Source organism: Geothrix campi (assembly GCF_024609265.1).
GTDB classification, from domain to species: Bacteria; Acidobacteriota; Holophagae; order Holophagales; family Holophagaceae; genus Geothrix; species Geothrix campi.
The window spans coordinates 39533-51894 of record NZ_JANHMP010000004.1 but is presented as its reverse complement, the minus strand read 5'-3'; the positions used below and the strand labels follow the sequence as shown (position 1 = coordinate 51894).

Sequence of the window (12362 nt, the reverse complement as noted above, 5' to 3'; positions counted from 1 at the left end):
GACCACCCTTCCCATCCCCCGATCCCGGAGGTCCGCATGAGCCTGTCCACCCCCCAACCCGGTTCCACCCGCCTGGAGCTGCTCGCGGCCATGCTGCGCATCCGGGCCTACGAAGAGAAGATCGTGGCCTTCCACGCCGCGGGTCCCTTCCCCAATGTCTGCACCTCCGTGGGACAGGAGGCCGCCGCCGTGGGCGTGGTCTCCGCCCTGCGCGCCGAGGACCAGATCCTCACCAACCACCGCAGCGCCGGCCACCTGCTGGCCCGCGGCGCCGATCCCGGTCGCATGCTGGCCGAGGTCATGGGCCGCAGCACGGGCTACTGCCGGGGCCGCAGCGGCACCCTCCACATCTCCGTGAAGGAGCTGGGCGTGGTGCTCACCTCCACCATCGTGGGCGGCGAGCTGTCCCTGGCCCCGGGCGTGGCCCTGTCCCGCGCCATGCTGGGCGGCGAGGGCATCGTCGTCTGCTTCTTCGGCGACGGCGCTGCCTGCGAAGGCATCTTCCACGAGTCCCTGAACCTGGCCTCGGTCTGGAACCTGCCTGTCCTCTACGTCTGCGAGAACAACCAGTGGCAGGCCTTCGTCCACCGGAAGGAGACCATGGTGGGCGATCACGTCGCCCCCTGGGCTGCGCCCTACGGCATCGACAGCCTCACCGTGGATGGCAACGACGTGGAGTCCGTGCGCAAGGCCGCCCTGCACGCCGCAGCCCAGGTGCGCGAGACCCGCCGACCCTTCCTGCTGGAGGCGTGGACCTACCGCCAGCGCGGCCACATGGAACCCCACGACCAGTCCTACGTGGACCCCGCCGAGATCGAGGCCTGGATGGCCAAGGACCCCATCAGCCGCCTGGAGGCCCGCCTCCTGGCCGAGGGCGAGTGCACGACCGCCGATCTGGAAGCCCTCCATGCCGAGGCCCGCCGCGCCATCGACGAGGCCGCCGAGTTCGCCTCCACCTCCCCCTATCCCGACCTTTCCGACCTCGCCACCGGCGTCTACGCCTGAGGAGCCGACATGACCCAGATGACCTTCCATGACGCCGTCGACCAGGCCCTCCACGAGGAGATGGCCCGTGATTCCCGCGTGCTGATGTTCGGCGAGGGCACCGCCACCAAGCGCAAGGGCCTGCTCAAGGCCTTCGGCCCCCAGCGCGTGCGCAACACGCCCCTGGCCGAGGGCATCATCGCCGGCACCGCCGCCGGGGCCGCCGCCACGGGCCTGCGCCCGGTGGTGGACCTGCTCTTCGCGCCCTTCCTCTGCTTCGCCATGGACGAGCTGGTGAACAGCGCGGGCAAGCTGCGCTACATGTCCGGCGGCCAGTTCTCGTTCCCCATGGTCGCGCTGGCCATGACCGGCGGCGGCTGGAGCGTGGGCGCCCAGCACAACCACAACCTGGAGGCCTGGTTTGTCCACGCCCCGGGCCTCAAGGTGGTGATGCCCGCCACGCCCGCGGACGCCAAGGGCCTCATGAAGGCGGCCATCCGCGACGAGAACCCCGTCCTCTTCTTCGTGGACATCGGTCTGGCCTTCGCGCCCGGCGAGGTGCCGGAGGGCGAGGCGCTGATCCCGCTGGGCCAGGCCGCCGTCCGTCGCGAAGGCACCGACCTCACCCTCATCTCCTACGCCAAGACCGTGCACACCTGCCTGGCCGCTGCCGAGGCCCTGGCGGCCGAGGGCGTGTCGACCGAGGTGGTGGACCTGCGCACCCTGAAGCCCCTGGACGAGGCCACCATCCTCGCCTCCGTCCGCAAGACCGGGCGCGCCGTCGTCGTCCACGAGGCCAGCCGCTTGTGCGGCGTGGGGGCCGAAGTGGCCGCCCTGATCTCCGAGCAAGCCTTCGACGCCCTGCGGGCCCCCATCATCCGCCTGACGGGTCCCGACGCGCCGGCCCCTGCCAGCTACCCCCTGGAGCAGGCCTTCGCCCCCCAGGCCGACGCCATCGTCGCGGCCGCGCAACAGCTCGTGGCACGGACCCTGGAGGCGGCGCCGATCTGGTGAGCGGCTACAGCTTGAGGACAGCCACCCTCGGATCACCCTGGGCATCCCCGACGAACCGGATGGTGGAATAGCGCCGATTCCGTTCCACCAGGGCCCGGACCAGTCCGGCCTGCCCGAGACCGAACTCGAACAGGAGGTGGCCCTCCTGGTTCAGGAAAGCCGGTGCCTCCTGCAAGAGCCGCGTGAGGATCGTGATCCCGTACGGGCCTCCGTCGAAGGCCGCCCTTGGTTCATGCTGAAGCAGGCCGGCCAGGGACGCCTCCAGCACGTGGGAGGGAATGTAGGGCGGGTTCATCACCACCAGGTCCATGGTGCCTTCGAGCCCTTCGCCCGAGAGCGACACGAAGAGGTCCCCCTGGGCGACCACAACCCGATCTTCCAGGCGCAGGCGGGCCACATTCGCCCGCGTCAGGAGGACGCAGGCGTCCGAGGTGTCCGAGGCCCAAACCCTCACGGAAGGCACTCCCAGCGCCGCGGTGCAGGCCAGGTTCCCCGATCCGCAGCCCATGTCGATCATCCGCAGCTCGCGCTCCGGTTCCTCGTGCGACCGGGCGCGGAGGAGGGCCAGGACCTCCCGTCCCAGGATCTCCGTCTCCTCCCGGGGAACCAGGACGCCCTTCCCAACCAGCAGATCGACCCCCAGGAAGCAGTGATGGCCAGCCGCAAGCAGGGCAGCGGGACCCTGGTCCTCCACGGGGTTCGCGGGGGTCACGAACCTGGCACTTCCACCTGCCTTGTCGTTTTCCATCGGTGGCCCTCCCTGGCCGTACTGGCTGGCTCCTGCGCGTCCAGATCCCGGGGGCTTCAGCCTCCGGTCAGGCTGGACTGGTCTCCCCGCCCCTCGATGACATCCACGATGCGCCGCCCCAGGAGCGGCGCCACCTTCCCGGCGAAGGCCAGGGAGGGATGGGCATTGGTGGGTCCATGGGCATGGGCCGGCTTCAGGAACAGGCCCCCCTCCGTCTCCAGCTCGCGGAAATCCCACACGAAGATGTTGTCACCCTGCTCGTCCCAGGTCTCCTTCACCCAGGTGGCGAACTGCCGGGCCCGCTCCGCCTCCTCGGGGGTGGTGGAGGCTTCCGTCAGCGCCGCGCCGGTCCACACGATGAAGGTGGTGCGGGGGAACTGGTGCAGGCGAGTCTTGAGGGCCTCGTACTGCAGGTGGTAATTGGCGAGGGTCTGCTTCGGGGAGGCCACGCCGGGGGCACCGTCCTCAGGCAGGACCCGGCTGACGGGGAAGCAATGCTTGAAGACGATGACGTCATGCGACGCGGTGAGGTCATCCAGGTTGGGCTCCTGCCCGTCCCTCTCTCCCCCGGTGTGGGCCACCCACAGGTTCCAGTAGTCGTAGGGGTAGTTGTTCCAGGGATAGCGGTCGCGGACCACTCGCCGGAACAGCCGGGTGGGGAGGAGCCGGTCCAGCCAGGCATGCCCGCCATTGGCCATCGGATACGCCATCTCCGCGATGGTGTAGCGGGTGCCGTGCTCCGCGTTCCAGGCGCAGAAGAACTGCGGCAGACCGGCCTTCCAGATGGCCCGACCGGTGCTGTGGTGGAGGAAGAGGATCCTTGAAGCAGCCTCATGCGGCACGGCGCGCTCCTTGGGTGTTGCGGCCCCGGGGGTCTCTGCTCCCGGAGAACAGGTCAGGAAGAGGGCCGCCGCCGCAGGGAGGAAACGCCTCCCTGTCCACGCCGGGGCGCGCTCCGGGAGCGGAGCGGACAGCGCTGTCATGGTGGGCCTTTCAAGGCGGCGAGACCGGAATCAGCGGTGGCGAAGATCGGAGCCCCGAGGGAGGCCATGTCCAGGGGCGGCGTCCGCAGGTACTCCGTGGACCGCTGCTTCTGCGCGAAGTCGTCGAAGGCGCGCCGGACCTGGTCCGGCTCCATGCCAAGGGCCGCGGCAGTCTCCGCCACGGACACGCCCTGCTCCTGGGCGAACCAGAGCAGGTCCAGGATCTCGAAGGGGAGGCGGAAGAAGAACTCCTCCTGGGTCGTGGGCGCGCTGTACGTATCAGAGGTGGGCGGGCGCTTCTGGATGACCTCGGGGACGCCCAGGTGCCGGGCCAACTGGTACACCTGCGTCTTGTAGAGATGGACGATGGGCATCAGGTCCGCGCCACCGTCCCCGTACTTCACGAAGAAGCCCTGGTCGTGCTCGTTCTTGTTGGGCGTCCCCACCACCGCGTAGTTCAGCCGCTCGGCGTGGTAGTAGAGCATGGCGGCGCGCGTGCGCTGCTTGAAGTTGGACGCGGCCACGATCTGGGCTAGGTCGGCCGGGCGCAGGCGCGCGCGCTTCTCCTCGCCCGCGGGGGTGATGATCGCCAGGGAGAAGACGTTCAGCGTGCCCTGATCCAGAAGCCTCGGAGGCAGGACGATCTTCGCCTTGTACCCGGCACGGGCATCGTACTCGGGGAACACCCGCGCGATGGCCTCGTCCCGACGCTGGTAGCAGGCACAGCCATCCAGGGCCGGCGTGATGACCTCCAGCAGCGGCGTCACCCCGTAATGAGCCACCAACATCCGGGCCAGGTCCTCCGAGGCCGGATCCGAATCCTTCTCGGGCAGCAGCAGGGGCACCACCCGCTCGGCGCCGAAGGCCCGCACACAGAGGGCCAGGCAGACGGACGAATCGATGCCGCCACTGATGCCGAGCACCGCGCCCATGCGGTGGAGCTGGTGCATGCCCTCCCGCAGCCACGCGACGATCCGGTCGGCCTCGGCCGCGGCGTCGATGTCCAGGATGTGTCGGTGCATGGTCACGGGGTTCCTCAAGGGCAGACGCCCTGGCTGGTCACGACCTTCACATCGTCGGCCGAGTCCAGGGGCGGGGCGGGGGTGAATCCGGACAGGAATTGCCAGTCCACGAGCTGGGTGGAGAGGATGCCGGCCAGGGCCATGTCGTCGGTCTCGCCCAGATCATGGCCCTCCCGGGCCTTGGCCACCAGCCGCGCCACGGTCGCGGGATCGAAGTACCCTGACTCGCGCAGCGCCCTCGGCGAGAGCGCCTCCTCCAGGTACTCCGGCGGCGTGTCGTTGAAGAAGGCACGGGCGATCGGGGCCCGGTACGGCTGCTTGGGGCGCTCGGTGATCTCCTCGGGCAGCCATGCCCGGCTGACTTCCTTCAGCAGGTACTTCTCGGTCAGGCCATGGAGCTTCAGCCCGGGCGGAAGCTGGGCGCAGAACTCGACCACGCGGGGATCCAGGAAGGGGAACCGGCCTTCCACCGAGTGGCCCATGGCCGGCCGGTCGCCCTGGGACGACAGCAGGTACTGGGAGAGGAAGATCGAGATCTCCAGATACTGGGCCTGGTGGAGGGGATCCCAGCGCTCGAAGCCGGCGGGGCGGGACGGCTTGAGGTGGGCGTCGGGACCCGCTTCCCGGAGGCGCGCCTTCAGGTCGTCGCTGAAGAACCGCTTGGCCCGCCGCGTGGTGCGCCAGCGCGGGTCGTGGGAATAGGTGGGTGAGGCCGTGTCCTCCAGGCCGACGCCGAAGAAGGCGGCCACGTACGGCGAACCCGTCTGGGCCAGGCCCGAGATCCAGGGGTAGATCTGCCCGAACAGCGCCGGGCGCAGGCGGGAATCCGGATGGGCCGCCCAGAACCGGCGAATCTTGGCCTCCTTGAAGAGGTCGTAGCCCGCCAGGCATTCGTCGGCGCCTTCGCCGGTGAGGACCACCTTGAAGCCCTTCTCCCGCACCAGGCCCGAGAGGATGAACATGGGTGCCGGGGACGTCCGCAGGATGGGCACCTCCGTGTGCCAGACCACGTCGGGGAAGACGCGCCCGATGTCGGCGTGGGTGGCGTGGACCACGTGGTGCCGAGTGCTGAGGTACCGGGCCATCTGGTCCTGGAAGGGGCTCTCGTCGAAGCCGGCCTCCGAGAAGGAGATCGAGAACGTCTCCAGCGGGCTCGCGGTGTGGTAGCGGACGATGGCCGCGAGGGTGGAGGAATCGAGGCCGCCACTCAGGTAGGCCCCCACCGGCACGTCCGCCCGGAGGCGGAGGCGGGTGGCGTCGACGAGCAGATCCCGCAGGTCCTCCGTCCAGGCCTGGAGGCTGCGCCGAGGCTCCGCCCCCGCCTCCGGGAAGGCCAGACGCCAGTAGGGCTCCAGCTCGAGGCGGCTATCCTGGAGCCTCAGGACATGGCCGGGCGGAACCTCCACGATCCCCCGGAAGAAGGTGCGGGGCGACAGGGGGCTCCAGAAGGTGAAGATCTGGTCCAGGGCCAGGGGATCCGCTTCCGCCTGCACCCCGGGACAGGCCAGCAGGGCCTTGATCTCCGATCCGAACACCAGGCGGTCGCCTGCCACCGTGTAGAAGAGGGGACGGACGCCCAGGCGGTCCCGGGCCAGGAGCAGCGCACGGTTCCGGGCGTCCCAGATGGCCAGGGCGAACTGGCCGTTGAACCGCGCCAGGCAATCCACGCCGTACTCCTCGTAGGCGTGGAGGACGGTCTCGGTGTCGCAGGCGGTGGTGAACCGGTGCCCACGCCGTTCCAGCTCCCACCTCAGCTCGGGGTGGTTGTAGACCTCTCCGTTGAAAACGATCCAGAGGCTGCCGTCCTCGTTGGAGATGGGCTGCTGACCCGTGGCGAGGTCGAGGATGCTGAGCCGGGCGCTGCCCAGGGCCGCGTGGTCGTCCGCGTAGATCCCGAACTGGTCCGGGCCGCGGTGGCGGATCATGGCCAGCATGCGGCGAAGGGTCGCCTCGGCGGGCGGGAGGATCCCGCGAAGCCCGCAGATGCCCGCGATCCCGCACATCGCCCCTCCTACCGAAGCCCCAGCCGGCTGATCTTCCCGGAGGAGGTCATGGGCAGCTCGGTCCTGAACTCCACGTACTTCGGGACCATGAAATCCTCCAGGTGGGCGCGGCAGTGGGCGATCACCTGGGCCTCCGTCAGCGGGGCCCCATGGACCGCGACAAACGCCTTCACGACCTCGCCCGCGGTGGGGTCCGGCACGCCCACCACCACGGCCGTGACACCAGGCAGCATGTGGAGGACGTTCTCCACCTCCTTGGGCGCGACCTTCTCGCCCCGACTCTTGATGATGTCGTCCATGCGGCTGACGAAGGTGAAGTAGCCCTCCTCGTCCTGCCGGAACAGGTCTCCGGAATAGCACAGCCGCTCGCCGGGGATGGGCCCGGGGCGGAAGCGGCGGGCCGTGGCCTCCGGCGCCTCCCAGTAGCCGCGCATCACGTGCCGTCCCCGCACCACCAGTTCTCCGGTTTCGCCCGGACCCAGGCGCCGCCCCGCCTCATCCTCCAGCCAGGCCTCGGTGCCGGGGATGGGGATGCCCACGGAACCGGGCCGCCGGGCCAGCTGATCTGGAGGCAGGTAGAGGGCGCGCTTGGTCTCGGTCAGGCCGTACATGGAATAGATCACCACACCGGGGAAGGCTGCCTGCAGCTCGAGGATCCGGCTGGGGGGCAGGGCGGCGGCCGTGTTGGTGAGGTAGCGGAGGCTGGACAGGTCGTAGGCCCGCAGATCGTTCTGGAGCAGCAGGGCGAAGCTGGTCGGGACCCCGGGGAGCCCCGTGGCGCGCTCCGCCTGGATCTGCTGGAGGATGACGGCGGGGTACAGGAAGGACCGCTCGAGCACCAGGGTCCCGCCCATCTTGAAGGCCATGAGGAGCTGGTACAGGCCGTAGTCGAAGGAGAGGGGCAGGGCGCTGAGGAGGATGTCGTCCGGCCGATTCTCGAGGTAGGTCATGATGGCGGTGCTGGCGAAGTCCACGTTGCTGTGATCGCACATCACCCCCTTCGGCTCGCCTGTGCTGCCCGAGGTGTAGACCAGGCACGCCAGGTCCAGGTCGATGGCGTGACCTGCTGGCGCCTGCGCGGACGCCTCCGCCAGAAGGGTCTCGAAGCGCCGCCGGCCGGAATCCCCTGGCTCCTCCGCCGCGCCGCACAAGATCTCCAGCACAAGGGAAGGCACCGTCTCCCCGAGGGCGTCCGACCCGGGCCTGCGACCTTGCCTGAAGAGGGCCCGGGCCCGGCAATCGTTCAGGATGTAGGCCAACTTTTCCGCCTTGACCGAAGGGTTCAGGATCACGAACACGGCACCCGCCTTCAGCGTCGCGAAGATCCCGACCACGGCCTCCACGCTGTTGGGCAGGTGGAGGACCACCCGGTCGCCGCGGCGGACGCCGCCCTGGATCAGGGCGTTGGCGAGGCGGTTCGACATTGCGTCCAGCTCCGCGTAGGTCAGGCGCCGCCCGTCGCAGACGAGGGCCACCTTCTCCGGGAACCGGGCGGCCGACCCGGTGAGGAAGTCCTGGACGAGCACTCGGGCCCTCCTCAGACACGCGCCTCCAGCTTGCTGGTGATGTAGGCGCTCAGCTGGCTCACAGAATCGAAATTGCTGGGCAGGAGCTCGTCGTCGGCCACGCTGATGCCGTACTGCTTCTCCACGTAGGTCACCAGTTCCATGACTCCCAGGGAATCGATGATGCCCTCCTGCAGAAAGGAGGCCGCGTCCCCGTAAAGGAAGCCCTCGTCGCTGAAGAGGAAGTTCCTGGAGATGAACTCGCGGAGATCGGGGGTGATGGAAGCCAGGTCCGCGATCATGGTCGGAGTCCTCCTCCACCCAGAGCCATTAATGACATACAGGTGCCATAAATTGCTGGCGTGGATGTCATCAAACTATATGCTTGTTTCGTCGGCCTTCAATGGGTTCGAATATTGAAAAAGCGTCTTCGACGCCGAGTGCACGCGTGAATATGCCATATCTTCGTTCCGCCGGACTCTGAGGGTCCCATGTTCCTCTTCGATGCGTTGATGAAGGTCTACGTGCGGCTCCGCCTCCGGTGGCTCCGGCAGGCTGGGCTCGCCCTCCCGGCCGACTGCAAGCTGGGGGGGATCCCGGATTTCGGGTCGGAACCGTATCTCGTCCACATCGGGCGCCACGTGGCCATGGGATCCGGGGTGTCCTTCATCACCCACGACGGCGGCACCCATGTCTTCCGCCACCTCGATCGCTATCGGAAGGTGATCAAGTACGGCCACATCACCATCCACGACAACTGCGTCATCGGCCAGCGGGCCATCATCCTCCCGGGCGTGTCCATCGGGCCCAACTCCGTGGTGGCCGCCGGGTCCGTGGTATCACGGAGCATCCCCCCGGACGTCCTGGCCGCCGGGAATCCCGCCCGGCCCGTCATGTCCATCCACCAGTACGCCGAGTGGTGCCTGGCCGCCACTCCCGACTACGACGTGGAGGAGTATCACCGGGACAAGCGGGCCTTCCTGCTGAAGTGCGCCCTGCGGGGCGCACCTCCGGACACCATGGCCGCAGCGCAGGCGCCCCCCGGGGAGGCCGACCGCCCCTGAAGGGTTGCTGCAGGTGTCCCGCCTTTGGCTGATCTCCGTCCTTCGCGCCGACTCATCAGAGCGGGATTCGAACTGCGTCTGGCTTCGCCAGCCGCCGGTCTTGCTCCGGCGCCCTTCCGAGATGCCTTCACCATCAGGGCTTTCTGGCCGTTCTCCGTACTTCGCGTCGACCCATCAGAGCGGGATTCGAACTGCGTCTGGCTATGCCAGCCGCCGGTCTTGCTCCGGCGCCACATCTAGTGGCGCCTCCACAAGCCCACTCGAGAGTTCGAATCTCTCCGGGTCTTTTCCGACCAAGAAATAGGGGGCCATTCGGCCCCCTATTTCTTGGTCGGAGCGGAGAGATTCGAACTCTCGACCCCCTGCTCCCAAAGCAGGTGCGCTACCAGGCTGCGCCACGCTCCGATGGAACCAGTCTAGCGTTACTTGCCGCCGATGGCGACGCTGCGGAGGTTGAGGCCGGCGCGCTGGAGGTCGAAGATCCGGGAGGCGAGGCCCACCATGAGCTGGACCTCCATATCCTCGCGGCCGCGCTTGGTGGCGCCGGCGGGGGGAATGGCGATGAGCTCGTTGGCGGTGCGGGTCTTGGACCAGGCCAGATCCATGGCGAAGGAGATCTTCTTCTCCTGGCTGGTCAGTTCGCCGGCCACGTGCGACATGAGGCCGTCGCCGCCATAGCCGAGGCGAAGCCAGCCGGGACCCTCGAAGCCGCGGCTGCTGTTGGAGACGTTGACGGCCTGGAGCTTGTTGCCGGCCGCGTAGGTGAAGTCCATGCGGGTCTGGACGCCCTGCTCGTCATTGCGGAAATCCAGGCGCTGCGGCATCTGCGTGGCCTTGTCCACGGTGATCTCCAGGCGGCCCCGCTTCCAGAAGCCGAGGCTCTGGGCCATGCTCTGTTCCCGTCGCTTGGCGTCCCAGGGCTTGGTGGGGGCGTTGAAGACGAGGCGCTGGAGGGTCCGGCCGCCCGCGGTCTCCTCGCCTGCCAGGCTGGCGTGGAAGGTAGGAGCATCGATGTAGACGGCCTTGATGTCGTTCAGGGTCTGGCGGAACCAGGCCATGTAGGTCCGGGGTGCGTCGGAGGGGGGCAGGTCCACGCGGGTGGTGTAGGCGTTCTGTTCCTTGCTGTAGAGGAAGCCACGGGTGCCACGGCGGGTGTACAGCAGGGTGCCGAAGTCCCCGGCCAGATCCGTGCGGAAGTCGCCGTTGGCGAAGTAGGTGCCCTTGAGGCGCAGGTTGGCCTGGCCGCCCTGGCTGTTGCCCTTCACCTGGCCCTGGCTGAGGCTGTCCACCTTCTGGTTCACGGCGGCGCCACTGAGGGCCACGCCGAGGGTGCCCTGCATCTCCACCGAGGTGATGCCCTGGTAGGGCTGGCCGAACCAGCCGGCGTCCACGGCATCCAGCACCTGGAGGAAGGCCCTGCGGGCAGCTTCGGACGTGGGCTCGGCCTTCGGGGCAGTCTTCGGGGTGGTCTTCGCCGCCGCGGCCTTGGCACTGGCAGGTCCCTGAGCAGGCAGCAGGGAGGCGGTGAGCAACAAGGGCAGCATGGCGAAACGCATCAGATCTCCTGACTCATGAACGGGAATGCCGTGGAGCGGGCTTGGGTTCCGGCCGTTCCTTGGCGAAGCAGGACCGGCAGAGGGCCTTGGCCGGATCATCGGGCAGGAAGGGCAGGTATTCCTGGGCCCCGCAGGTCATGCAGGTAATGTGGGTAAGGACGCGGGCGGCGTCCTTGCCTCCCTTCCGCTTGTAGGTAAAAGAGCGGCGGTAGCAATCGGGGCAGAGGTAGAACTTCTGGCCGGTTTCGACCTTGAAGTGCAGACCGCACTCGGCGCAGATCTTCTCCCGGGGGGCCTTGGGGTCCGGGGGGACCACGGGGGCCCGCTTGGTGAGGCGAACAGGCACCTGGCCCGCCGCCTTGACGGGGCCAGCCTCCGGCGTGGCCTCCCCGGAGGCGGGGTCATGGGAGGGTTTCAGCCCTTTTATCATCGTTGATGGTCCTACTCGGCCAGGGCCGGAAGGTTCAGGGTACCGCAACCCGACCCCGCCGGCGAGCTTCGGTCCTGGAAGCCCAGGGGCCCCCACTCTGGCATTCTGGGCCCATGTCCTCCTCCGCCGATCTCCTGGAGCCCCTGCGTCGCGGTGAACCCCGGGCCCTGGGCCGGGCCATCTCCTGGATGGAAAATGGCCACCCCGCGGCCCGGGAACTGATGGCCCAGCTCTGGCCCCACCTGGGCCGGGCATCGGTGATCGGCATCACAGGCCCGCCGGGGGCCGGCAAGAGCACCCTCACGGACCAGCTGGCCCGAACCCTGCGGGCCGAAGGCCGGAAAGTGGGCATCCTCGCCGTGGATCCCACCTCGCCCTTCAGCGGCGGCGCCATTCTTGGCGACCGCATCCGCATGCAGCGCATCGCCGCGGATCCGGGCATCTTCATCCGCAGCATGGCCACCCGCGGGGCCCTGGGCGGGCTGGCGCGCGCCACCCAGGACGCCATCGACCTGCTGGATGCCGCGGGCTTCGACACCGTGATCGTCGAGACCGTGGGCGTGGGGCAGGACGAGGTCGACGTGGTGAGCTGCGTCCAGACCTGCTGCGTGGTGCTGGTGCCGGGCATGGGCGACGAGATCCAGGCCATCAAGGCCGGGATCATGGAAGTCGCGGATCTCTTCGTGATCAACAAGGCCGATCGCGACGGCGCCGATCAGGTGGAGCAGGAGCTGACAGCCATGAAGTCCATGGCGGCCACGCGGCCCTGGGATCCGCCTGTGCTCCGCACCGTGGCCCAGCGAGGCGAAGGCGTGGGCGAACTGCTGGCCCAGGTGCGCGAGCACGGCGCCTGGCTCCGGGCCCACGGTGGCCTGGCGCGGAAAGCCCGGGAGCGGGCGCGGCTGCGCTTTGAATCCCTGCTGGCCGAGGCCGCCCTGCGCCGGGCCCAGGCCCAGGCCGGGCCGGAGCGGATGGAGGCGGCCATCCAGGCCATCGCCGACCGCCGCCTGGATCCCTACACGGCCGTGGCCGCCATCCTGGGCGAGAACTGAA

The 12362-nt window shown here is 68.8% G+C and carries 12 protein-coding genes and 1 tRNA gene; 4 read left to right on the top strand and 9 right to left on the bottom strand.

The features are described from left to right. Positions 1-36: 36 nt before the first annotated feature. Positions 37-1005, top strand: coding sequence for a thiamine pyrophosphate-dependent dehydrogenase E1 component subunit alpha (locus NOV65_RS14670; RefSeq protein ID WP_257307359.1), 969 nt, complete (start codon positions 37-39; stop codon positions 1003-1005). Positions 1006-1014: 9 nt separating this feature from the next. Next, complete coding sequence (locus NOV65_RS14665) at positions 1015-1998, top strand: alpha-ketoacid dehydrogenase subunit beta (protein ID WP_257307357.1); 984 nt, start codon at positions 1015-1017, stop codon at positions 1996-1998. Positions 1999-2002: 4 nt separating this feature from the next. Here the strand turns inward: NOV65_RS14665 and NOV65_RS14660 are convergent, their stop codons facing one another. From NOV65_RS14660 to NOV65_RS14635, 6 genes are all read right to left on the bottom strand, one after another. Next, positions 2003-2746: a N5-glutamine methyltransferase family protein gene (locus NOV65_RS14660; protein WP_257307355.1), complete on the bottom strand. Its 744-nt coding sequence runs from the start codon at positions 2744-2746 to the stop codon at positions 2003-2005. 56 nt (positions 2747-2802) lie between these two features. After that, entirely contained in the window at positions 2803-3588 is a 786-nt protein-coding gene (locus NOV65_RS14655) for a hypothetical protein (RefSeq protein WP_257307353.1), read from the bottom strand. Between the two features lie 137 nt (positions 3589-3725). Beyond that, entirely contained in the window at positions 3726-4751 is a 1026-nt protein-coding gene (nadE, locus tag NOV65_RS14650; protein ID WP_257307541.1) for an NAD(+) synthase, read from the bottom strand. 14 nt (positions 4752-4765) lie between these two features. Further along, positions 4766-6754 (bottom strand): asparagine synthase (glutamine-hydrolyzing), encoded by a 1989-nt coding sequence (asnB, locus tag NOV65_RS14645; protein ID WP_257307352.1) that lies wholly within the window; start codon positions 6752-6754, stop codon positions 4766-4768. Positions 6755-6762: 8 nt separating this feature from the next. Beyond that, positions 6763-8280, bottom strand: coding sequence for a class I adenylate-forming enzyme family protein (locus tag NOV65_RS14640; protein ID WP_257307351.1), 1518 nt, complete (start codon positions 8278-8280; stop codon positions 6763-6765). Positions 8281-8291: 11 nt separating this feature from the next. Beyond that, entirely contained in the window at positions 8292-8561 is a 270-nt protein-coding gene (locus NOV65_RS14635; protein WP_257307349.1) for an acyl carrier protein, read from the bottom strand. A gap of 189 nt (positions 8562-8750) precedes the next feature. Here NOV65_RS14635 and NOV65_RS15525 point away from each other — a divergent pair, with 189 nt between their 5' ends. Next, positions 8751-9323 carry an acyltransferase gene (locus NOV65_RS15525; protein ID WP_306672174.1) on the top strand — a complete coding sequence of 191 codons (573 nt, stop codon included), beginning with the start codon at positions 8751-8753 and terminating at the stop codon, positions 9321-9323. 328 nt (positions 9324-9651) lie between these two features. Here the strand turns inward: NOV65_RS15525 and NOV65_RS14625 are convergent. The 3 genes from NOV65_RS14625 to NOV65_RS14615 all read right to left on the bottom strand — a co-directional run bounded on the left by NOV65_RS14625 (position 9652) and on the right by NOV65_RS14615 (position 11309). Continuing rightward, positions 9652-9728, bottom strand: a tRNA-Pro gene (locus NOV65_RS14625). Between the two features lie 17 nt (positions 9729-9745). After that, positions 9746-10879 carry a hypothetical protein gene (locus tag NOV65_RS14620; RefSeq protein ID WP_257307347.1) on the bottom strand — a complete coding sequence of 378 codons (1134 nt, stop codon included), beginning with the start codon at positions 10877-10879 and terminating at the stop codon, positions 9746-9748. A 13-nt stretch (positions 10880-10892) separates the two neighbouring features. Beyond that, positions 10893-11309, bottom strand: coding sequence for a hypothetical protein (locus tag NOV65_RS14615; RefSeq protein ID WP_257307346.1), 417 nt, complete (start codon positions 11307-11309; stop codon positions 10893-10895). A 113-nt stretch (positions 11310-11422) separates the two neighbouring features. Between NOV65_RS14615 and meaB the strand changes: the two genes are divergently transcribed. Then, positions 11423-12361, top strand: coding sequence for a methylmalonyl Co-A mutase-associated GTPase MeaB (meaB, locus tag NOV65_RS14610; protein WP_257307344.1), 939 nt, complete (start codon positions 11423-11425; stop codon positions 12359-12361). Position 12362: the final 1 nt, after the last annotated feature.